Below are 24320 nucleotides of genomic sequence, written 5' to 3'. Positions count from 1 at the left end.
GCAATTTACTCTATTATCACACTTCTTGGTATGGATTGACGCTAACTTGCTCGATTTCTATTGTGTTTAGAAGTAAATTGACTTAGAGGCAAATCGTACTTAAAGGCAAATTTTCATCGTTTGCATTTTCTTCGCAAGAACAAACTTGCTGCAATATAAAAACCAGTCGATCTTGATTAAGCGGTATTGGGTTGCCTTTAATCGATACCGATTGCAACGCATCTTGAGCTACTTGGCTAAAAGATGTCCTGCAGATACCAAAATCACTCAAATTTGGCAACTGCAAACGCTCTAACATCATCTCAATCCATGCAACACTATCAATATAATCTGCTTGATTATTTTGTGTCAGTATTTTCGCAATTTCCCGGTAGCGAAGCAGGATATCGTTACGGCCTTGCTCTTCTGCCGCTTTAATATTTTCTTGCATAACGAAAGGAGCTAATCTAGCGGCAATGATGCTGTGAGGAGCCTCTATTTTTCCACCAAGTGAAGAAGCAAGGCCATGTGCTGCGCCTAACTTGGCATTGCTAATTGCCATACCACCCAAGCAAGCAGCAAATGATAAGTCAGCTAGCGATTTATAATCATTATTTTTACAACCGGGCACAATGGCTAACGCTAGCCTTCTTAACCCTTCTTCACATACCATATCTGTTAAAGGATTAGGCGACCCGCATACATAAGATTCCATGAGATGCGTAAAGGTTTCAAGCGCCCCTCTACTTAAAATCGTCTTATCCGTATCGTAAGTTAGTACCGGATCAATAATAGCCACATCAGGCAGTATGTCTGGAGAACGCAGGCTAACTTTTACTTTATCTTGCCCAGATTTTAATACTGCTTTATTAGACACTTCTGATCCAGTGCTCGCAGTAGTCGGAATAGCAATAAAAGGAAGAGGTTTAGTTTTAAGCGGAACATTTCTACCAACCACTTCTACATAATCATAAACACTGCCTTGATTAGGGATAACGGCCGACAATGCTTTACCCATATCAATGACGCTGCCACCACCAATTGCAACCACCATGTCTGGTCTAAACTTTCGTCCTACCACTGAGGTTTCTTCTACCATCGTGATATTGGGTTCACCTGATATAGAAACGTGTTGATAACGCATATTTTGGCTATTGAAATAGTTGGTCACACTCTCTGCACGTTGTTTACTTTTTCCAGTAACCAGCAGCACACTGTAGCCATACTGATTGAAAATAGACAATGAAGCATTAAGCGCGCCTTCACCAAATACAATCTTTGCGGATGTCATAAACTGGAACATAGTAACTCCCGAAACATTAAGTACAGTTAGGTTGCTAGAGTTTTTGATCTAAAAAATTGATTTAATACAACTCACGCGCACTCTTTTCACTGCTTTTTCAAAACTTTGTATTTGCTCACAATTTTAACCTAATCTTACATCGTTACATTGATTCTCTCCGAAGAAAAATAAAAAAATGACTATTATTGATAGCCTTAGCCTATTGTAGTCAAAGGTTAATCCATCTTTATTTTCTCATTGTATTAGTGCATAGTGACACCATAATAGAATGAGGAGTTAATTTATGTTTGTTGTAATTTTTGGTCGTCCTGGGTGCCCTTTTTGTGTTCGTGCTAAAGATATTGCAGAATCGTTAAAAGAAAGTCGTGAAGACTTCAATTATCGTTATGTAGATATCCATGCAGAAGGTATTAGTAAAGCTGACCTAGAAAAAACGGTCGGTAAACCAGTAGAAACCGTACCACAAATATTCGTAGATCAAGACCATGTTGGTGGTTGTACTGAATTTGAAGCGTACGCGAGAGAAAATTTAGATTACTAATCTAATAGACTCATATATTCATGCTTGAGTTAGAACCCAAATAATTTTATAGGTCCACATATTGTGGGCCTTTTTTATACATACAGTACAAGCAAAAAAGCTCTCATTGGAGCCAGTAAATAGTCCTTTTTATAATTGATTGCCAATAACGCTAAAAAAGTAATATCCCACCTTATTTTTTAATTATATTGGTATACAATTAGACCATAATCCTGTCTACAACACTTTTAATATTGAGTTAACACTGTGAATATTGACGTTGCTTTAATCCTCGAACAAAATCAAATTTTACTCGTCTTTGTTGTATTAGCAATGGGGCTAGCTATTGGGAAAATTCGGTTTGGCGGTTTTCAATTAGGCAATTCTATCGGGGTGTTAATTACCGCATTAGTTATGGGTAATATCGGTTTTTCTATTGGTAATGAAGCATTAACGATCGGATTTATGCTTTTCATTTACTGTGTGGGTATAGAAGCTGGTCCAAACTTTTTTAGTATCTTTTTTAGAGACGGTAAACACTATTTTTTATTGAGTTTAATCGTACTCGTTTCGGCCGTCTCGCTGACGTATTTTTTCAGTCACGCTCTTAACATAGAATATGGTTTATCGGCTGGGCTAATGGCAGGAGCATTAACGGCTACGCCAGTTTTAGTTGGCGCTCAAGATGCACTAACATCTGGTTTAGCAACCTTACCAAGAAATATGGATATGGATTTAGTAATGAAAAACCTATCCGTTGGTTACGCGTTGGCTTATCTAGTCGGGTTAATCAGTATGATTCTGTTCGCTAAATTATTACCAAAACTACAAAAACAAGATTTGCATGATAGTGCCGAACAGATAGCACAAGAAAGGGGCATTGGTAACGCGGCACAAAAAAAAGTTTACCTACCCATTATTCGAGCATACCGAGTAGGACAAGAGTTAACCAACTGGATTGACGGTAAAAACCTTCGAGAATTAGGTATTTATCGTCAAACTGGATGTTATATTGAACGCATTCGACGCAATGGCATACTCGCCCACCCTGATGGCGATGCGATACTACAAGATGGCGATGAAATCGCCTTAGTTGGCTTTCCAGATAGTCACGCAAGGCTTGAACCAAGTTTTAGAAATGGTAAAGAAGTATTTGACCGAAACTTACTTGATCTACGTATTGTTGAAGAAGAAATCGTGGTTAAAAGCGATAGCATCGCAGGTAAGAAACTGTCCGAACTTAATTTATCTGAATATGGTTGCTTTTTAAATCGAGTGGTTCGAGCACAAATAGAAATGCCAATGGACCTGAATATTATGCTCGCTAAAGGTGACATTCTGCAAGTTAGTGGTGAAAAAAGCCGAGTTTTAGGGTTGGCTGAACGCATTGGTTTTATCTCTATCCATAGCCAGATGGCTGACCTACTCGCCTTTTGTAGTTTTTTCATTCTTGGCATTTTATTTGGTTTAATTACCATGACATTTGGGCAAGTTACGTTTGGATTAGGTAATGCTGTCGGCCTTCTGATTGCTGGAATTACATTAGGATTTTTAAGGGCAAACCACCCAACTTTTGGTTACGTTCCTCAAGGTGCATTAAATATGGTAAAAGACCTTGGCTTAATGTTCTTTATGGCTGGAATAGGACTCAGTGCCGGTGGCAATTTGTTTACCTTCATGAACCAAGTTGGGTTACAAATTGTTTTTATTAGTTTAATCGTCAGTGTTGTGCCGGTTGTATTTGCTTACCTTGTAGGGGCTTACGTATTTAAAATGAATCGAGCTCTATTATTTGGGGCAATTATTGGTGCTAGAACTTGTGCCCCAGCAATGGATATTGTAAATGGATACGCTCGGTCGACAATCCCTGCGCTAGGTTATGCCGGCACTTATGCTATCGCAAATATATTGATGACCTTAGCAGGCACCTTACTGATTATTTTAAGTTAGTGCTTTAACTACATAGTGTTAAAAAAGACATAAAAAAACGCTCTATAGAGCGTTTTTTTAAATTAAATAGTCAATTAAATATCAATTACATCGAAAGCAACTTCTGTACTTACATCCGCCTCATAATCAACACCATCAACACCAAAGCCGAACAACTTCAAAAACTCTTCTTTATATTCAACATAGTCTGTCAGCTCTTTTAAGTTCTCAGTTGTTATTTGAGGCCATAGTTCACGACAGTATTGTTGTATATCATCACGCAATTCCCAATCGTCAAGACGTAGGCGATTACACTCATCAACTTCAGGACTTGAACCATCTTGCGTATATAAACGTTGGCTGAACATACGTTGAATTTGCTCAATACACCCTTCATGTACGCCTTCTTCTCGCATTTTCTTAAACACCATTGCAATATACAGAGGCATTACAGGTATAGCAGAGCTTGCTTGCGTAACGACAGATTTGAGCACAGCCACATTAGCACTACCATTGTAAGCAGACAGCTTCTCATTAAGCGCTTGGGCTGCACGGTCTAAGTCCATTTTCGCTTTACCTAAAGCTCCATCCCAGTAAATAGGCCAAGTTAACTCTGTTCCGATGTAGCTATAGGCGACGGTTTTACACCCTTCTGCTAACACATCCGCTTCAGCTAATGCATTCATCCATAACTCCCAGTCTTCACCTCCCATCACTGTCACGGTGTCGTCAATTTCTTGCTGAGTAGCAGGTTCAATACTGGCTTCGATAATCATATCTTTATTGGTATCAACCGCTGTAGACGAATATGTTTCACCTATTGGTTTAAGGCTAGAACGTACTAGCTCTCCAGTTTCTGGCAATTTACGAACAGGAGATGCGAGTGAATAAACAACTAGATCTATTTGTTCAAGATCTTGTTTTATCAACTCGATAGTTTTTTGTTTGGCTTCATTAGAAAACGCGTCACCGTTTAGGCTTTTAGCATACAGGCCTTCTTCATGTGCTAATTTGTCAAACGCCGCCGCATTATAAAAGCCAGCCGTTCCCGGTTTTCTTTCTGTACCTGCTTTTTCATAGAACACACCAATGGTAGATGCACCACCACCAAATGCAGCAGTTATACGCGAAGACATCCCGTAACCACTAGAAGAACCGACAACCAAAACACGCTTAGGCGCGTTTTTGATTGGGCCTTGTGCTTTAGTGTAGTCAATTTGCTCCTTGATATTCGCTTCACAGCCAACAGGATGGGTAGTAGTACAGATGAAACCACGAATTCTAGGTTTTATGATCATTTTCAGCGTCCTTTAATGTAAGACTAAGGCAACGATAATTAATGTTGCCGCAAATATTTTGAGTAGGATAAAAGGATAATAAACAAATCGCATCAATTTTCTCACAAATTGCGATTAAATATGAAGTGGTTGGAGTAGTTCATATTCAATAAATGCGCGAAATCAGGGAGTACTAGTGCACCGCAAATCAGTAGTATTGCATTAGCGTAACAAATGAACATAGCCGATCTGACGGCTGAAAATCAATACAAACAATTAGAGCGCCCAATTAAGACGCTCCAGTTGTGCAAACACCATCAATCAAATTATGCCACACTATCTAATTTCGGCTCGACGTCTTTGTGGGTTCTTATTTCAGAAAAATCATGACTGAAATGGTCTACTTGTATTGCTTTTATACGCAATGTTTCTGCCTCGTTAACTTGATCCACCTCTTGTTGAGTCAGAACACCAGCGTCCAACGCTTGTTGTAGCCGTTGCATTAGTGGCCCTTTTCTCACTACTTTGCCTTCTTTTACGCCTTGAATGAGTTTCTTTTCTAAGTCACGAATTTGATACATCTTGTTAAAGGCTCGTTCTATCAATCCAACCGCATCGTCTTCAGTTTTACCCACATAGCACAAGTGAGTCAAACGATCTCGTTGTTTACCAGGAGTCATCAAAGACTCGGCAATGTTAATTGATAGCTCATCCGTTGGCTTTTTGAAGTGATTCCCAAGAGGAAAAACTAATGTATTTAGTAATCGTCCTGCAATACGATTAGGGAAATTCGCATTGGCTTGCTGTAAAGAGGTGGTTGCATTATACAAACAGTGTTGAACTGCATAATCGACGTAAATTAAATCGCTGTTCTGACGTCCTTCATCCTCATACTTTTTAAGAACGGCAGAAGCCATATAAAGATAACTAAGCGCATCTCCTAATCGCGCAGATATCATTTCTTTTCGTTTTAATCCCCCTCCTAATACTGCCATCGCCACATCAGAGCTCAATGCCAACGCACGACTGACTCGGGTTAAGTCCTTATAGTATTGCTTAGTTGGACCGCTCATCGTTGTATTGATGAATACCGACCCCGTAAGACCTGCTGACAATGCTCCAAAGGAGTTTTTTATACCATGCTTGATATGTTTTATTAATAACTGGTCAAAATCTTCCGCACCTTGTTGTTGATCTGGATTTGCAGCCGCTTCCATTTCTTTTAATACGTATGGATGACAACGAGTGGCACCTTGACCAAAAATCATCAGGTTGCGAGTCAGTATATTCGCACCTTCAACGGTGATCGCGACTGGAGCACCAATATATTGATTGGCTAAGTAATTCATTGGGCCTTGCTGTATACCTCGACCAGCATGAATATCCATCGAATCGTTTAATAAGGTACGCGCCATCTCTGTCATATGATACTTAGCAATGGCGGTTACGATGCCCGGTCTCTCCTTTAAATCAAGCGAGGTTGTAGTCAACGTCCGAGTGGCCTCAAGCATGTATGTGAGTCCACCAATGCGTCCCATCGCTTCCGCTACGCCTTCAAATTTACCAATAGATAAACCGAATTGCTTACGAACATACGCATACGCACCGGTTGTTCTAGATGTTAAATGCCCAGTTGCCGCTCCCATCGCTGGCAATGAAATACCACGCCCAGCGGATAAGCACTCCACCAACATCCGCCAACCCTTACCAACATAATCTTGACCGCCAATCACCCAGTCCATGGGGATAAACACATCTTTACCGCGTGTAGGCCCATTCATAAACGCCAGTCCTAGCGGGTCATGTCTTTCGCCTATTTCCACGCCAACGTGATCGGTAGGGATTAACGCGCAGGTAATGCCTAAATCAACTTCACCTCCCAATAGCCCATCAGGATCTTGTAATTTGTAAGCTAAACCCAGAACGGTTGCAACTGGTGCTAAGGTTATATAACGCTTATCCCAACTAACGCGCATTCCAAGCACTTCTTGACCTTCATGGTAACCCATGCATACTGTACCTTGGTCTGGAATAGCGCCTGCATCTGAACCGGCTTCGGGTCCTGTTAGTGCAAAACAAGGGATTTCACGCCCATCAGCTAATCTAGGTAACCAGTAATCTTTTTGTTGTTGTGTACCATAATGGGAAAGCAATTCACCTGGCCCTAATGAATTTGGTACCATAATAGTGACCCCTGCACTATTATTTCGCGTGGCTATTTTAGAAACAATCGTCGAATTGGCATGTGCAGAAAACGCTCTTCCTCCGTACTCTTTTGAAATGATAAGAGAGAAAAAACGTTCTTTGAGTATATAGTCCCAAACCTCTTTGGGCATATCTCTATCGACCTTAACAATCTGGTGGTCATCCAGCATTTCAAGTAACGTTTCAACTTCATTATCAATGAAGGATTGCTCCTCATCCGTTAATGAAGGCTTAGGATAATTGTGCAACTTTTGCCAATCGGGAGAACCAGAAAAAAGCTCACCGTCCCACCATACACTCCCTGCTTCCATTGCTTCCTTTTCGGTATCGGACAAAGGTGGTAATAGTTTTTTAAACATTTTAAATGCAGGGTCGCTTACCCATTTTCTACGTAGAGAGCACATAGCTTAATCCTTTTGTTCTGTAGGGTCGTTATTATTTAGTTTTATTATTAGTATTGTTGTGAATTACAATATTTTATTTAGCCGCTACGCCGGCCGCTAAATAAGGTATCAATTGGTTAATGACTACCGATGAATCAACTGCCTTCCCATAATCATTAAACGCTATTTCCGATAAAGCTTGACTCGAAGCCATAGTGAAAACACAGGTACCTAAAGTAAAATGTAAACGCCAAAACAGTGTTTCAGCCGATAGATTTGGGTTAGCTTTAATGATGAGATCGGTAAATTGGGATAAAACGCCACTGTAGCGAGTGGTAATAAACCATCTTAAATGACCTTGTACATCGGTATAACCTCGGCCAATTAGGGACATAAATCGTGACGCCCCAGATGGTCTTAATTCATCAAGTTTCAGTAAGGGCGTTTGCAAGCAGGAAAAGACATCTTCCATAGAATATTGTTGCTCTTTCGACAATCGATCGAGTTCTTCACCAACAGCAGGCATAAACGCTTCTAAGTATCGATCTAACACCGCTCTTACTAAGGTCTTCTTATCGCCAAAGTGATAATTGACTGACGCTAAATTCACATTAGCCTTGCTGGTAATTGCTCTTAGTGATGTATCGTTGAAACCATGTTCTGCAAACAAGGTTTCTGCGGCATCTAATATTTTATCTTTAGTTTTATTCTTTTGATTCATTTCAATCAACCGTATTAAACAACTGTTTGAAATATACATCCTATAAACAATATTAACAAGCATGCAACATCACATTTATGAGAATTGCTGATCGAGTCAAATATATTTGATATTTATTTTGAACTGTCTTGAATATTTCCGGTCATAACAGGTGTAGTAAGCAGAATATCGTTAAGTTTAGGTAGTAATAAACTCGTTATCTTACTGTGTTACTTCATACTGTTTTTTCTTATTAACTCCTATGTTTGTATCGCCCGACTAATTTTGAGTTGGGCTTTTTTTTGTCTTTAAAACAAATAAAAAGCCCTCAAACCGTTAGGCTCAAGGGCTTAAACACTATTTTTGCAAATCGCTTTATATCAATTTGGTTATGCGAGTGACGCTTTTTTAGGTAAGGTCAATTTTAGTAACATATAACCGAGTACTGCAGCCGTCGTTGACCCTATCAGAATACCTAAGCGAGCAAGTTTATCAAACTCTTCACTCACTCCAGCAAATGCCAGTGAGGATATAAATATTGACATAGTAAAACCTATACCACAAAGCACTGAAACCGCGAAAATATGCTTCATATTGACACCTTCAGGTAATTTCGCAATACCCGTTTTAACTGCAACCCAACTAAAACTAAATATACCGAGTGGCTTACCAATTAACAGACCTAAAGCAACACCAATTGGCAGCATAGATGTTAGTGAAGAGATAGAAATTCCTGCCATCGAAACGCCCGCATTTGCAAAAGCAAATATTGGCAAAATTAAGAACGCAACATATGGATGTAACGCATGTTCTAAATGTTTTAAAGGCGAATGTTCATTTGGTTTACCTTTAAGCGGAATAGCAAAACCAATGACTACACCGGCTAGCGTTGCGTGTACTCCCGATTTTAATACCGCTACCCATAGAATAAGACCAGCAACCACATAGTACGACAGTTTAGTTACATTTTTTGAATTCATCAAAAATAGAACCCCCGTCATAATGAAGCCAATAGTTAACGCTAAAGTCGATAACTCACCACTATAAAAGAGTGCAATAATAACAATAACACCCAGATCATCTATTATCGCAAGGGCGAGTAAAAACACCTTTAAAGCTACAGGAACACGGTTACCAAGCAGGGCCATAATGCCTAAAGCAAAAGCAATATCTGTTGCTGCTGGAATTGCCCATCCTTGTATCGCTTGCGCATCTGAATAGTTAAATAGTACATAAATTAATGCTGGTGCGAGCATACCACCTATCGCTGCTATTGCAGGGAAAATAGCAGTCTCTTTAGATTTAAGAGCTCCTTCTAATAGCTCTCTCTTCACTTCTAAACCGATTAAAAGAAAGAAAACCGCCATTAACCCATCATTTATCCAATGAGAAATTGACATCCCACCAACATATGAATGTAAAGCCGAATAATAGAGATCACTTAACCCTGTATTCGCCACTACCATAGCAATTACTGCTGCAATAACTAATAGTATTCCACCTGCTGATTCCATCTTAAAAAAGTCGCGAATTGTATCACTCATTTGCTTTCCTCTAACGAACTGTTACACCAATTGTTTAAACGTTGTTGAAGGCCCAATTGGCTCAGTATATTTGATAAGTTCTTTTAATAACAATAAAGGTAGTTTATATAAAGAAATAACGAAAGAATAATCGATTGTTTAGATGAATAAGTTCGGTATTTCCGATGCTTTGGTAAGATAAGGTATAAATGTGAATTAAAATTCCGTAATAAAATGACTAAAAACCGGTAATTTTGAGTACTCCATTGCCCATTATTGTTCCTGATCCTAACACTGGGCCTTGCCAATATGGGTTATAAAAAGCATGCCACATATCCGTATGTTGAGGAGAAATGATCATTTCAATACCAAGCCTAGCAACACTAACTTTCCATTTCACTGGTAGAGATTGCCCATTATCTAAAACAAAGGGCGCAATTTCTGACATAGAAATATCATCATCTGACAAACGATCTGTCGTTCCATCTGAATTGATAATTACGCCATAAGAGTACGTAGCATAAGCAGGGACTCGAGTTTGGTTTAGTTGAAGACTTCTTCCATCCTCTAAGTGAAGGCTAATCCTCACTTCTTGTGGCTTCGTTGCTGCAAGTGTATTACTGCTCCACTCTTTGCTTAACCAAGCTTGCCCTTTGACATCTACAATTTTATCACCTAGTACCAATCGACCAGACGCTTGTATAAAAGGAACAAAAAAGCCATAAGAGGCCAACGGTAATAAATCGTGCTGTGCAAGATAACCATCTTCACCATTCAATAAAAATGGCGTATTAGCTGAAGAGCCTAATTGAATCGAAAATTCATCACTACTAACCATCAAAACACCAGGAAGAGGAAAATCATTATTAGATCGCCAATACCAATTATCTAACCACAATCGAAACGGACGAAGGCGAAACCCAGCTTGTCCGATACCACCACGAGCTATACGTTGCTGTTTCCATATTTTGTTCCTAGAAATGATGACAGTTTGAGACAAATAGATCTGAGAACTATTCCACCCTCGCCCTTGTTTTTCATCTCGAGCGATTCGTGAGTAATTCCATTGTACCGTGTACTCATTACCATCATTGCCAACTAGATTTGCAAAATACCGCCACTCCTCGTCGTGAAACTGGTTATGAAAAGCAAAATCTTTAGGTAGCCGCACAGGTACGTTAGGTAACACTGGTTCAAATACTGCTTTATCATCAGGTGTAAAAGTTAAATTTACGGTCTGGAAAGTGGGTTGTTTATACAAAACATCATAGCTAAGCCATGCAACAAACATTATTAAACCTAACGTTAATAGCGCAAGAATCACTTTTATGCGTTTTGATAGTTTAGGTAATGTTTTACTACTAGGAATGAACTTCATGTTTATAATGCGTCTCGCAAAGATTTCATTGGGGTACGTTTAACCATCCCTAAAGTAGGTAATATACCGGCAATAACAAGTGCCATCATTGCCCATGCAAACGTATTCAAATATTGCCATGGAATAACATAAAGTGGCATCGTCCAACCAAATGATTCTTTTAGAACCACTTCAACCATGACTTTCGCCAGTGACAAGCCAAGCGGCATTGCAACCATCGCAGAAATAAAACCAAATAAAAACAACTGAATACCGCTCAATGCTATCAATTCGAACGTTGAGAAACCAAAACAACGCAATAATGCGGTGTTTCGTTGTTTCGATATTTCACCGGCTAACGTTGCAAAGAAAATTCCACACACAGCAATTAAAAGTGTTAGGTTCCCTAATGAATCAGCAATAACAAACGTTCGATCAAAAATGCGCATAGCTTGATTATGTAGATTTTTGTTTTCCAGTACTCTATCTACCGGTATGGCATAATTGACTCTCAATCTATCAATTAAACTGCTGGTATCTGCGGTGTCAGACACGATAACGCCAAGGCCAATGTTCCCTTGGCCACTAAATAAACTAATCCAATTTTTTTGCGACATCAATACCTGATTGTAGGGGTTACCATAATCGTAGTAGACGCCGACAACTTGCCACTTATCAGCGGAAAAACTGCTTAGTTGGATTTGATCTCCAGGGCGAATGTGCTCCTTGAGTGCCATCGCCTCACTGATCATTACACCTCGAGAGTGATTCAAGTGATACCAGTAGTCTGGGATGCCTATTTTTACGGGGACAGAAGCTTGTTCGCCCTCACTATTTCCTGTGCTTACCACTTCTAGTACACCGGATTTGGTCGCTATATCTATCTCCCAACGCCACCAAACATCTTCAACGTCAGGTTGATGAGCTAACCAGTTACTCATGCGTGAAGCCGAACTTTTCGTCGGATAAATATAAATGTCCGCTGCAAGCCTCTGGGTTAACCAACTTTCTGTTGTCGCCCTAAAACTCCCCACTAAAGTTTCTACCGTAATATTAGCTGACATTGCCAACATAAACGCCATAACGGCAACGCCTCTAAAGCTCATACTAGACGCTGCGTCTGAAAAAAACCAACGTACTTTAGTCCAGCGTAGAGAAAATGAAAACGCAGTAAATAGTTCAAAAATAACAAAAGGCATGAACAACGCGACGCTTAACAAAAGCAAAGCAACAATTATAAAACCGAGCATTGGGGTTGCAGGTAATTGATATACACCAATCGCCGCAAAACAGAAAACACTTGCAGCAATCGCCTGCCAAGCAAACTCACGTCCAGCGAATCGAACAAGGGAAAGTTTGGAAGAAAGACGTATCGGTGGTGTTCTAACCAAACGAACTAACGGCCAACTGCAGGCAAGCATGGTTCCTAAAACGGCCATAATCAAGCTGTCTTTACTCCATTGCCAATTCCAATTCACGTTCAATGATATATTGGCGGCATAAAGGTCGGCTAAAGTAGTCGATACCGATGGCATTAATTTATTGGCTAACATTAAGCCAAATACGTTACCAAACAACCATCCAACGAATATAAACAATAACAACTCTAACGCTAATGCTTTGGTTAGATGCCAGCCAGAAACCCCTGCTTGACGCATTACTCCGACCAATGTTTGTCTTTGAATAAATGAAAGAGACATCGCTTGATAGAATATAAACACACCAACAACAAAAGCTAACATTCCCATTGCGGATAAATTTAGATGAAATGCTTGTGTAAGCGATTCTAATTCAACACGAGAACTTTTCGACAACGTCATACCATTAGGTAAAATACGCTTGAGGGTATCTAACTTCTCTTTAGGCATGTTTTCGCAAGCTAACAATGAAAAACCACCTTCTTTGGTCGTTTCTCTTACTTTGGATATATCAGCGAGTAAACGTGTACCCGAAATAAACTCATTATGATCCAATATCAATGGACCAATTTTGTTACCATTACTGAGCAAAATAAAATCGCCACTTTTTTTGCCGAGATATTCTGCTAATTCAGATGACATGATAAGGGGTTTATTCGGCTCAGTGAGCTTTAATATAGAGACATCGCTAGTATTCTGGAGAGAGGCCAGACCTAATAATGAAAAAGGATCAATTCCAACCAACGAAAGATCTTGGCCACTTTGTGTCTCAAGCTTTACATTGTCAAATGGTACACATTGATTAAAACCTTCACGGCGAAGTTGAATATAAAATCCTTGCGGAATTTTATCTGCGCTGTATTTCGGCGTGATTCTATAAGGCAGTGGATTTGTGAAAAGTATTTCAGAATGCTGGTAACTCTCCTTTGCATGTTGATTGATTGCCGCAACACCGACAAAAACAGACACACCTAGCGTAAGTCCAAACCATACAAGCAATAATTGTAGAGGGTGTTTTTTATAATGTCCCAGTAGAGCCTTAACTACGGGCCATAACATGCAATTGCCCTCCTTGCAGACGAATACAGCCATCCATATGCCGAGCCACAGTTTCACTATGAGTAACTAACAAAAGCGTACAATTAAGCTCTCTTGCCAAACGGGTTAACAACCTCATTACCGCTTCAGCGTTTCTTTCATCTAAACTGCCCGTCGGTTCATCAGCGAGTAACAACTTAGGTTCCATATAAAGTGCACGAGCAATGGCAGTCCGTTGTTGTTGGCCACCAGAAACTTCTTCTGGGTAACGTCCAAGTAAGGGCATTAGATCAAGAGCCGACAATATTTGTCGCCATAGCTCTTTGTCTTCAGCTTGACCTGTTAATTGCCTGCAAAATCGAATGTTATCGGCAATATTAAGCGTTGGGAGAAGATTATATTGTTGAAATATATGACCAATATTGTGCCTACGATAGGCTGTTTTTTTAACTTCTGAACTGCTATGCATAGGAAAATTTGAGAACCAAATTTCACCAGAATCGACCGAATCGAGGCCTGCTATTAAATTCAATAATGTACTTTTACCTGAACCACTTTCGCCCATTAATGCAAGCTGTTCACCCTGCTGTAACTTTAGATCGGCACCTTGTAGTACTGGATGAAATTCTCCACCATCTACATAGCCTTTACTTAAGTCCGACAGTTCTAGCATTTACACTCACACTCATATCAAATAATTGGGGTAGTGAAGGTACACTAAAAGCCCACAATTCGGAAGTATTTTACAAGCCTGATCACACATTTTAAAGGTATTTGTAGAACTAGAATGACACAGGTTCAAATCCACTCAATTTAAATTGCAAATTATCAAAATTAGACAGTATTAGATCTACATATAGATTAATAAATAATAACACTAATTATCAATCAGGTTGCGTATCCACTTGCGACTTCTCAAGCGATAAATTGCACTGAAGCATTTAATGAGTTCTTCCAGTAAAAAAAGCATATATACATGTTCGGGGCGTAATCCCATATAAATAGCCGCAAACGCAGCCACCGGGATCCCAATAAACCATTGGGTTGCAACGTCTTGAAATAAGCAGTATTTAACATCCCCCCCAGCACGTAACACACCGACGACTAACGTTAACGGAATCGAACGGATAACCATTCCTAAGCTAAGGATTAAAATAAATTTGTCTGCTAATGCTCTTGTCTCTACAGTCAAAGCGCTAAATGAATCTAAAATGGGTGTTTGAATAGTAAACAGTAATAATCCTGTAAGAAAACCTAGACCAATACTAAGAAATAATACCCCAACTGATTGATAATATACCGCTTCATATCGCTTGGCACCAATTTGATTACCTGTTAGTACAGCTGCAGCGTTTGAAGTGCCTATGAGTAAACTGATGCCGATTGAATCAACCGGCGTCATAACAGAAAGAGCGGCTAATCCCTGTACACCTGTTTGACCCATGATGGCATGATAGGCAAATATACCTGCTGCCCAAGTAAAAAAATTAAGCGTTGTAGGCAAAGATAATTTCAAAAATCGAGAAATTTTTTCTGTCGAAAAAGCCACTTTTATATCGCTAACTCTAAATGCCAACAAGTAGTTTTTCTTATACAAAAATCCGTATAAACAAATAACTTCTATCGCGCCACTAAGCACTGTTGCAATTGCCGCCCCTTTAATTCCCATTGCAGGTAAACCAAAATGACCAAAAATAAGCACCCAATTGAGGAAAACATTAGATAATATACCAATACCGCTAAAAAATGTGCTGACACCTGGGCGATGCATCGCCCTTAATCCAACAGCCATACTACTTACACATGCCACCGCAAACATACTGAATGACGTAATAACAATATACTGACTTCCTAACGCGATGACCTCTGGTGAATCAGTCGCTAAACTCATCACATTTTCAGGAAAAAGAATAAATAGAATAACGGTTAATAAAGCAAATAAATTGGCAATTATCCAAGTTAAGGCGGTACTCTCTTTTACACCATCTTTATTGCCTGCTCCCCAAAATTGAGCAGTTAACAACGCCCCGCCCGTATTGACTCCAACCAGCATAATGGTCGTAACAAACATCGCACGACTCGCCACTCCTACCGCAGCAATGTCCGCTTCACCTAATTGACCAAGCATCAAAACATCAACCAAGCCTCGGCTAGAAAACATAATATTTTGCACAGCAATAGGTAAAGCAATAGCTAACAACTGTTTAAGAAAGTTACCCTTAGTATACTTATAAACTAGTGATAAGGTGCTGGTCATAAAACCTCATAAAATACAAAATGTACGGTCGTAAGGAACTAAATGAATAAGTGAGTAAAACAGCCACATTACCTAAAGGGTGTTAGACTAACTATGAGAGTGAAATCTGCTCGGCTATTCTACTCTGATTATAGGTTGATCACCACGAAAAGGAATCATGATAGTTGTTATGAAAAACAAAAATATACTTGTATTAGGTGCATCCGGTTACGTTGGTTCTCAGCTCGTACCTTTACTATTAGAAAAAGGACACAGAGTCACGGCTGGGGCTAGACAGATCGAGTATATCCAAGCCCGTATTCCCCACCATGACAATCTGACAACGGCCTATGTTGATTTAGCCGACAAGCAACTTACACAAGAGATCGTTGCACAGCACGATTTGGTTTTTTTCCTTGTTCATGGCATGGCCCATGGACACGACTTTCTCGATTACGAATTATCCCTCGCGATTAATTTCAAAGACGCACTGATCAACAGCAGTGTTAAGCATGTCGTTTATCTAAGTGCTATACAACCACAATCTGGAAATTCTGCTCATCTTATCGCAAGAAAAGAAACCGGTAAGATTCTTAAACAAGCCAATATTCCCGTTACCGAATTAAGGGCAGGTGTTATCATTGGTTCTGGCTCGGCGGCGTTCGAAATCATGAAAGATTTCACCTACAATTTACCTATCCTTATCACCCCGAAATGGGTAGATTCCAAAGCCAACCCAATTGCATTAGACAACCTTAATCATTACTTACTTGCACAGGTCGACGCCTGTCCAACTGAAAGCGAATATTACGAAGTTGGTGGGCCTGATATTATTAGCTATCGTCAACAATTTTCTGTTATATGCAAAGCGATCAATCATCCATTTCGCTTGTGGTCTACTTCACTATTAACGCCAAAAATGGCTTCCTACTGGTTAGGTTTAGTTACGTCTGTCCCTTCCAATATTGGCCGAGCTTTACTAGCAGGATTATCTCACGACTACATTGCAGACTCACAGAAAATACGCCAAAAATATCCTCAAGATTTAATTTCCTACCAACAAGCGGTAACCCGCTCAATCGAATCAGAAGGCCAATTTATTCGAAGTAATGTATGGGGATTTGATCCAGCAGCTCTAAACCGTTGGCAAGCAGGCTATGGTTATTATGCTAAAAATGCGGGTGCAACAATTAAAACCACTAAAACAACAGAACAGTTATGGCAAGTGGTTAAACAAATCGGTAGCCCAAAAGAAGGTTATTTCTTTGCTAACATTCTATGGAGAATAAGAGAATGGCTAGATTTATTCGTTGGCGGTGGTTTTCCGAAGCGTCGTTACCCTACGGGTGACGAACTCAAGGTAGGCGATCACATTGATTCATGGAAAGTGATCCGCTGCGAAAAAAATCAATTTATATCCCTACTTTTTGGGATGACAGCACCTGGTTTAGGTCGTTTAGAATGCAGTATTAAAGATCATGGAAACTATAGAGAATTAGACGTAAGAGCTTGGTGGCATCCTCAAGGGTTTCGAGGCTTATTATACTGGTTCGCAATGATGCCGGCGCATCTGTTTATTTTTAAAGGAATGGTAAAAACCATTGTTAAAAAAGCCTAGTCAGTACAGGTCTTAATAAAAAGACCTATACTAAAAAGTGACTTATCAAGCTTAGGATAAATCTATAGGTGTGACTCAAAACCAATCAGTACTACTGAAAACCAAGCGGAATTTCTGCTAATTGTATCCCTTGATTTTTAGGATAAATTAGATATTCACCGTGATACTTGACTAAAGACTTATAGTCGGTACGTTTGTGAAGCATAAAGCCAAACTCGCTGGCTAGCCGAACAAACTCCGCATGGTGACCACGAACAAAAAAACTCATCGGTTTGACCAATTCTGAACCGCCTTCAAAACAATCATCACATTGTTTTGCGCATAAAAGAAAAGAGTTATCTCCTTCAGTAAAAACTTGAGTTTTTTCAGTCAATTCAAATTCAGTACTCACTCCCCAATTAGCTTTCTCCATCAACTCTAGAAATGCTTCAATGTCAGCATCGGTAATATGCTTAGGTTCTGCGTCAATTGGAACTAACTTGCCATAAAATTTTGAAATATTGCTAAACCTAGACATCAAATCAGATTGAGTCCCCTTGCTTCTTCCCATCTTTTGCCAACGAACTAGATCATCTCTAACACATCGATCAAAACGCTGACTTTTTAAACTTAGTGTCACCCATCGTAATAAAAAATGCGTATTGCTAACAGGCGTATTCGCAAGCTTACCCTTGATATGTTGCTGTTCTATCTCATCTAGAGCTGAATTGACAACATTTTGTATTTCAACTGAATATAATGCCATTAAGCCTTTCGTCCTAAAAACCAGTAAAATGCGGCAGACGAGACTGCACACAGTGTCATTAATAAAATCATAGGCCACGCACTATCACTCGGTAACATAGCCACCACAATACCTACTATAGATCCAACGCCAAATCTTAATGTTCCAGCCAGTGAAGATGCCGTACCTGCCATACTAGGATAAGCAGATAATAGAATCGCCATAGAGTTACTCCCTACTGTCGACATCATACTAATATAAAGCATCGTAAATGGGACTATTCCCCATAAACCGATATTCATTAACCAGCCAAAAAACAGTCCAATGCCAGCCACAAGTTGAGTCATAATCGCAAACGATAGCATCCATTTTGAACTGACTCGTTTTACTATTCGTCCGTTGATAGTGGTCATAATAATCAACCCAACCACATTTAAACCAAATAAGTAACCGAATTGAGCCGTTTCAACACCGTATATGTCTATATAAACAAACGATCCTGCGGTTAAAAAAGCGAACATACCAGCAAAAGAGAACGCTCCCGCAAACATCAGTCCCGCTGCTACTGGATTTAAAAACAAGCGTACATAGTTGTGTAGAGTAGTTCGAATGTGTAACTTTTGTCGATTTTCCGGAGCCAGCGTTTCAGGAATCTTCCAAACCACTGCAGCAATAACCAAGCCAGAGACCAAGGTTAACACCCAAAAAATAGAACGCCAACCAAACCATTCAGCTAAGTGCCCACCCAACATTGGCGCAATAAGAGGTGCAACCATAATAACCAATGTCACAAAGGACATGGTCCGAGCAAAATCTTCTTTCTCAAACATATCGCGGACCAAAGCTTGAATAACAACTGCAGCTGATGCACCTGCAAAACCTTGAGCTGCTCGCATATAGGTCAACGATTCGATATCCGATGTAGTAGCACAAACAACTGAACCAACAGCAAACAATAATATACCGATAATTAATACCGGTTTTCTGCCAAAGCTGTCTGACAGCGGACCGTGCAGTAACTGTCCAAGAGCAAATCCAGCGGTATACATGGTTAACGTGATTTGAACTGCGCCAGGATTAACACCAAGTTCCTTGGCAATTATCGGCATAGCAGGCAAATACATATCAATAGCCAGAGGTGTCAGTGCACCAATTGCACCCAATATAATGAACATCAACAGGCTTAATTGGGTGGTGTTGCTATTTGTCATGTGACTCCAGATTTACTTAGTTTGCGGTGAGGATCATGCAACAATAGAGTATTCGCCTAAAAGAAAGGTGACTTGGCAGAACGTTGTTTTAAAAAAGCCTCAGTTTGGTCGTTTATAAAACTAAAATAATGTGTCTACCAAACAACAAAGGCCTACAAAAATGCGACATGTAAGATTATTGTCTGATAGTAACACAGTTTAATAAGAAGCTGGTCTGAGCATAGTATTATTTAAAATAATATTGTCATACAAATATTAATTCCAAACCGAACTTACTTCTTGTTCGGTTAAATAGCGATATTCTCCTGGCTCTAGTTGCTCATCTAAAACAATATCTCCTACTCGCTCTCGATGTAACTGCTCTACTTTATTACCCAAGGCAGCAAACATTCGTTTTACTTGATGATATTTACCTTCCACTATAGTCAGCAGCGCTTGATGGCTATCGATCACTTCTAATTTCGCTGGCAAGGTTGGCTCGCGCTCATTTCTGAGTTCAATACCTTGCTCAAACTGAGTAACGTAATCCTCTCCTATCTCATCGACTAGCCAGACGCGATACGTTTTTTCACATTTATGCTTGGGTGAAGTAATTTTATGCGACCACTTGCCATCATCAGTAATCAAAACTAACCCTGTCGTATCCGCATCTAGACGACCCGCAAAATGGAGGTTTTCCATTTTAACTTCATCCAGCAAAATGAACGCAGTCGGATTAAAACCATCTTCATGCGAACATACATACCCATCAGGTTTGAATAGCATAATATATCTAGGGCCATGAACTTTAACCACTCGGTTTTGCCACTCCACAACGCAAGTGTCAGTGACCTTATGAGCACCACTCTTAACCATAACGTTGTTAACCGTTACATCGCCGCTTTTAATGATTTTGGTTGCTTCTTTACGTGTTGCACCCAATCCATCACACAAAAATTTATCTAAACGCATGCATACCTCTTCTGTTGCTTGTGCGGTATTATAGAGATCTTTACTAAATAGTTGAACAATTTCACACTTTTCCTTTTATGTATAAACTTCGACCTTATCAAGCTGATTCAGTGAAAGCCGTTATTCACTACTTTAGAAAGCATACATCACCAGCAGTTATTGTATTACCAACCGGTGCAGGAAAAAGTTTGGTTATCGCTGAATTAGCGCGTTTAGCAAAAGGTCGAGTATTAGTACTCGCCCATGTAAAAGAACTGGTGGAACAAAACCACGCGAAATACGAAGGCTACGGACAAAAAGGCGCGATTTTTTCTGCTGGTTTAGGTAAAAAAGAAACCGATCAACAGGTTGTTTTCGCATCTGTTCAATCTGTTGTGCGTAATCTTGACGCTTTCGTCAATCAATTTTCTTTATTGATTATTGATGAGTGCCATCGAGTTCCAGATGTACAAACAAGTAGCTATCAAAAAGTCATCTCTCATTTAAGAGAGCTTAATCCTGGGATAAAAGTGCTAGGCTTAACCGCTACCCCTTACCGTTTAGGTATAGGATGGATTTATCAATATCATACTCGTGGTCAAATCCGTTGTGAGGACAGTCGCTTTTTCCGAGACTGCATCTTCGAGCTACCAATACGTTATTTGCTTGATGAAGGTTTCCTAACGCCGGCAAAAATGATCGACGCACCCGTATTAAGTTACGACTTTTCGACGTTGAAACCGGCTAACACCGGCCGATATAAAGAATCAGAATTGGATATGGTGATTGAGAATGCGAAACGTGCTACACCACAAATTGTCCAGCAAATTATTCAGATAGGTAAGAATAGACAAGGTATAATGATTTTTGCCGCAACAGTACGTCATGCACAGGAGATTCATTCACTTCTACCAGAAAACCAATCAGAATTGGTCATTGGTGAAACTCCTAGCCCAGATCGCGACCGAATAATACAGAGGTTTAAGAGTAAAAAAATCAAGTTTCTAGTCAATGTCTCGGTACTCACAACCGGCTTTGACGCACCACATGTCGATTTAATCGCGATTCTACGTCCTACTGAGTCAGTCAGCTTATATCAGCAAATTGTAGGGCGTGGACTCAGACTGTCACCCGGAAAAACCGAATGCTTGGTATTAGATTATGCGGGTAACAATTACGACCTCTATCAACCCGAAGTAGGTACAGCCAAGCCAGACTCAGAAAGTGACATTGTCACAATACCTTGTCCCGCCTGTGGATTTAACAACAATTTTTGGGGCAAACTTGATAATAACGGTTTTCTATTGGAGCACTATGGTCGCCGTTGCCAAGGTTATTTCGAGCAAGAAGATGGAACCAGAGAACATTGTGGCTACCGATTTAGAGCAAAGTATTGCAATGAATGTGGCGCAGACAATGATATTGCAGCACGTATATGCCATGAATGTGATGCAACTTTAGTTGACCCTGATAAAAAATTAAAAGAGGCACTCAACCTAAAGGATGCACTAGTCTTTGAATGTCGAGATATGCAATGTTCTATAATTAAAGATAAATCAGGAAAAAATCAGTTAAAAGTTAGCTATATCGGCGATAACAATACCCAAGTACACGAATTTTGGTCTCTCTCTACTAAGAGCCAAAAAAATCGTTTTGCTCAGCAATTTGTAAGACCTCATTTAGCTGACCGTCATCGACCATTTAATGAATCTTCTCCTAGCCGAGTAGTCGAAAATCAACATCGCTTTCGATTACCACTGTTTATTATCGCGAGAAAATCAGGACGCTTCTGGAAGATGAGAGACAAAATTTTTGAGGATGAATTACAGCATAAATAAAGTTAACTAAAACCGATCTTATTAAAATAGATACATGCAAGTATTAAGAATTTTCATCCAGCTATCTTTAATTTGTAAAATTAACGCGTAATACTCCATTTAATAGAAAAACTGAGCTCGACTCTATTGCCCGATAATGGCAGGAATGGTAGTATCCGCGCTCGCGAACATGTAACCCTAGGTTTAGTTTCGCGTTATGCATTATCGGCTAGGTCGCTATGCTGATAAACAACACTAATTTTTTACTAATTTGAGAGTAAATACTATGAAAATCGAAGCAGTAGTACGTACTGAACTAGGTAAGGGTGCGAGCCGCCGCCTACGTCACGCGGGCCAATTCCCAGCAATCGTTTACGGTGGTGAAGCAGCACCAGTTTCTATCGCACTTCAACACTCTGACGTTATCCACCAAATGGATAAACCAGAATTCTACGAAGAAATCACTCTAGTGATTGACGGCGCAGAAGTTAAGGTTAAGCCACAAGATGTTCAACGTCACGCATTTAAGCCAAAAGTTGAGCACATGGACTTCATCCGTATCTAATTCTGCTACCACAGAATTGTTCGGATAAAGCCAACTTTTTGCATAGAGACTATCGAACTTACCATTCGAAAAGTCTAAAGTTTAGAAGCCCCAGATGCTACCAACATCTGGGGCTTCGCCGTTTCTGCGCATCAGAAATTAGATTTAATAATTCACTTTCCTATCAGGACAGGCACCTTAAAACTTATGAGAAATAAGAGGAAAGGACTAAGAGGACATACACCTTTAATTCATACTGTAAGGCTAGGAACCAAAAAAATTTACAAAGTAGGTGTTTTTATTTGGTCTTAACTAGACGAAAACCATTATGATTATATCGAGATCGAGAACCAATATAATGATCGATGCGCGCAGCCGAACGTAAGGATAAATGTTTGCTGCTCCAAGAACCGCCGCGAAGAACACGACGCCCACAATTATTACTGAACCAAGGTTGCCCATCTATTGGAACCCCCTTGTAATTACTTTTCCAACAATCTTGAGTCCATTCCCATACATTTCCATGCATATCAAACAACCCAAAAGCGTTCGCATCGAAAGAGGCAACTGGAGCCGTTTTGTCATTATCCCATTGACTCTTACAATCGGAGCAGTTCGCTTTGTTTTCACCTATTTGGTCACCCCAACTATAAAGCGTTGAACTACCAGCCCGTGCCGCGTATTCCCATTCAGCTTCACTTGGTATGCGATAATTCTTACCTGTTCTTTGCTTTAACCAACGTGCATAACTATCAACATCATCCCAGCTCAAATTTATAACGGGTCGACTACCTCTGCCCCAACCTTCATCATCAGGGTAATGGTCACACCCACCATCGGCAACACAAGCATCCCATTGCTCAAAAGTGGTTTCAGTTTTACTCATCTGAAATGCCGAAATAGTCACTTTGTGTACTGGTTTTTCACCACTACAGCATCTTGTACTGCCCATTTCAAAACTACCACCAGGAATATCCACCATTTCTGGTTCGGGAATACTTCCTAAATATTTCATTGCTACTTTCTGGCGAAACATATCAGAAACCACACGTTCAGATAATTTAATCTTGATGATTTGCTTTGAATCATCCGAAACAAAAACATCCACTTTTTCTCCAAATAGATTGTAATTTGTACCATCTGGTTTTACGGCTTCTATTTTATATCCGCCCTCCTTAAGTTTTATCGTAAAAACGTCCTTAGGACTAACGGGAGAATTACCTTTACGCTGACCGTTAATATAAATACGAGCATCACCAGGATACGTGACTATTTCTAATATTCCTTTACTTGCCCTGCTTATCGAAGAAATCGTTAGCATGCTAACGAATAACAAAAAAGGAAGTATACGAGCAATAGACATATTATCTCCTAGTTAAAGCTTCAATCCTTTATAGACTTGATTTCAAATAACTAACTATATGTATTTCAAAACAGTATTTGATCGAAAGAAGGGAAGTTCAATTAATTGGTAGTTTGACTTACTCGAAATGATTACTCTGCCATAATTTAAGTTTGCAGACACTGTTAGTCATCTTCCGTTAATCTTTTAATATAAAAATTATTATAAAGTAATGCTCTCAATATTTATTTAACTTAACTGATATC

General features: G+C 39.7%; 18 protein-coding genes. 5 read left to right on the top strand and 13 right to left on the bottom strand.

Features of this window, described 5'->3' with window-relative positions:
- Positions 1-82: 82 nt before the first annotated feature.
- On the bottom strand, positions 83-1282 hold the full coding sequence (locus tag R3X26_RS07650; RefSeq protein ID WP_317716631.1) for an iron-containing alcohol dehydrogenase: 1200 nt from the start codon (positions 1280-1282) through the stop codon (positions 83-85).
- 283 nt (positions 1283-1565) lie between these two features.
- Here R3X26_RS07650 and R3X26_RS07645 point away from each other — a divergent pair, with 283 nt between their 5' ends.
- Together R3X26_RS07645 and R3X26_RS07640 are read left to right on the top strand one after the other, a co-directional pair.
- Positions 1566-1823 carry a GrxA family glutaredoxin gene (locus R3X26_RS07645; protein ID WP_317716630.1) on the top strand — a complete coding sequence of 86 codons (258 nt, stop codon included), beginning with the start codon at positions 1566-1568 and terminating at the stop codon, positions 1821-1823.
- 246 nt (positions 1824-2069) lie between these two features.
- Positions 2070-3752 carry an aspartate:alanine antiporter gene (locus tag R3X26_RS07640; RefSeq protein ID WP_317716629.1) on the top strand — a complete coding sequence of 561 codons (1683 nt, stop codon included), beginning with the start codon at positions 2070-2072 and terminating at the stop codon, positions 3750-3752.
- Between the two features lie 74 nt (positions 3753-3826).
- Here R3X26_RS07640 and fabV read toward each other — a convergent pair whose 3' ends face one another.
- The 8 genes from fabV to R3X26_RS07600 all read right to left on the bottom strand — a co-directional run bounded on the left by fabV (position 3827) and on the right by R3X26_RS07600 (position 15889).
- Complete coding sequence (gene fabV / locus R3X26_RS07635; protein WP_317716628.1) at positions 3827-5029, bottom strand: enoyl-ACP reductase FabV; 1203 nt, start codon at positions 5027-5029, stop codon at positions 3827-3829.
- Positions 5030-5334: 305 nt separating this feature from the next.
- Positions 5335-7617: an acyl-CoA dehydrogenase gene (locus R3X26_RS07630; protein WP_317716627.1), complete on the bottom strand. Its 2283-nt coding sequence runs from the start codon at positions 7615-7617 to the stop codon at positions 5335-5337.
- A 73-nt stretch (positions 7618-7690) separates the two neighbouring features.
- Entirely contained in the window at positions 7691-8317 is a 627-nt protein-coding gene (locus R3X26_RS07625) for a TetR/AcrR family transcriptional regulator (RefSeq protein WP_317716626.1), read from the bottom strand.
- A 368-nt stretch (positions 8318-8685) separates the two neighbouring features.
- Positions 8686-9840: a Na+/H+ antiporter NhaA gene (nhaA, locus tag R3X26_RS07620; protein ID WP_317716625.1), complete on the bottom strand. Its 1155-nt coding sequence runs from the start codon at positions 9838-9840 to the stop codon at positions 8686-8688.
- A 217-nt stretch (positions 9841-10057) separates the two neighbouring features.
- Positions 10058-11197 carry a lipocalin-like domain-containing protein gene (locus tag R3X26_RS07615; protein ID WP_317716624.1) on the bottom strand — a complete coding sequence of 380 codons (1140 nt, stop codon included), beginning with the start codon at positions 11195-11197 and terminating at the stop codon, positions 10058-10060.
- A gap of 2 nt (positions 11198-11199) precedes the next feature.
- Positions 11200-13653 carry an ABC transporter permease gene (locus R3X26_RS07610; protein ID WP_317716623.1) on the bottom strand — a complete coding sequence of 818 codons (2454 nt, stop codon included), beginning with the start codon at positions 13651-13653 and terminating at the stop codon, positions 11200-11202.
- Positions 13634-14305 carry an ABC transporter ATP-binding protein gene (locus tag R3X26_RS07605; RefSeq protein ID WP_317716622.1) on the bottom strand — a complete coding sequence of 224 codons (672 nt, stop codon included), beginning with the start codon at positions 14303-14305 and terminating at the stop codon, positions 13634-13636. The genes R3X26_RS07610 and R3X26_RS07605 overlap by 20 nt, the downstream gene beginning before the upstream one ends.
- A gap of 204 nt (positions 14306-14509) precedes the next feature.
- The gene (locus R3X26_RS07600; RefSeq protein ID WP_317716621.1) at positions 14510-15889 is read right to left on the bottom strand and encodes an MATE family efflux transporter; all 1380 of its coding nucleotides are present in this window, start codon (positions 15887-15889) and stop codon (positions 14510-14512) included.
- A 169-nt stretch (positions 15890-16058) separates the two neighbouring features.
- Between R3X26_RS07600 and R3X26_RS07595 the strand changes: the two genes are divergently transcribed.
- Positions 16059-17486, top strand: a complete 1428-nt coding sequence (locus tag R3X26_RS07595) for a DUF2867 domain-containing protein (RefSeq protein WP_317716620.1) — start codon at positions 16059-16061, stop codon at positions 17484-17486.
- Positions 17487-17577: 91 nt separating this feature from the next.
- Here R3X26_RS07595 and R3X26_RS07590 read toward each other — a convergent pair whose 3' ends face one another.
- From R3X26_RS07590 to rsuA, 3 genes are all read right to left on the bottom strand, one after another.
- On the bottom strand, positions 17578-18231 hold the full coding sequence (locus tag R3X26_RS07590; protein ID WP_317716619.1) for a DUF2913 family protein: 654 nt from the start codon (positions 18229-18231) through the stop codon (positions 17578-17580).
- Positions 18231-19421, bottom strand: coding sequence for a Bcr/CflA family multidrug efflux MFS transporter (locus R3X26_RS07585; protein ID WP_317716618.1), 1191 nt, complete (start codon positions 19419-19421; stop codon positions 18231-18233). The genes R3X26_RS07590 and R3X26_RS07585 overlap by 1 nt, the downstream gene beginning before the upstream one ends.
- A 255-nt stretch (positions 19422-19676) precedes the next feature.
- Positions 19677-20372, bottom strand: a complete 696-nt coding sequence (rsuA, locus tag R3X26_RS07580; protein ID WP_317716617.1) for a 16S rRNA pseudouridine(516) synthase RsuA — start codon at positions 20370-20372, stop codon at positions 19677-19679.
- Positions 20373-20449: 77 nt separating this feature from the next.
- On the opposite strand from rsuA, the gene R3X26_RS07575 reads away from it, so the two are divergent.
- Both R3X26_RS07575 and rplY read left to right on the top strand, forming a co-directional pair.
- Complete coding sequence (locus tag R3X26_RS07575) at positions 20450-22189, top strand: DEAD/DEAH box helicase (RefSeq protein ID WP_317716616.1); 1740 nt, start codon at positions 20450-20452, stop codon at positions 22187-22189.
- Positions 22190-22454: 265 nt separating this feature from the next.
- Positions 22455-22733 carry a 50S ribosomal protein L25 gene (rplY, locus tag R3X26_RS07570; protein ID WP_317716615.1) on the top strand — a complete coding sequence of 93 codons (279 nt, stop codon included), beginning with the start codon at positions 22455-22457 and terminating at the stop codon, positions 22731-22733.
- 277 nt (positions 22734-23010) lie between these two features.
- Here rplY and R3X26_RS07565 read toward each other — a convergent pair whose 3' ends face one another.
- Positions 23011-24075 (bottom strand): formylglycine-generating enzyme family protein, encoded by a 1065-nt coding sequence (locus tag R3X26_RS07565; protein ID WP_317716614.1) that lies wholly within the window; start codon positions 24073-24075, stop codon positions 23011-23013.
- Positions 24076-24320: the final 245 nt, after the last annotated feature.

Origin of the sequence: Vibrio sp. TH_r3, assembly GCF_033101115.1 — a bacterium.
GTDB lineage: Bacteria > Pseudomonadota > Gammaproteobacteria > Enterobacterales > Vibrionaceae > Vibrio.
This window is presented reverse-complemented; position numbering and strand designations above follow the sequence as displayed.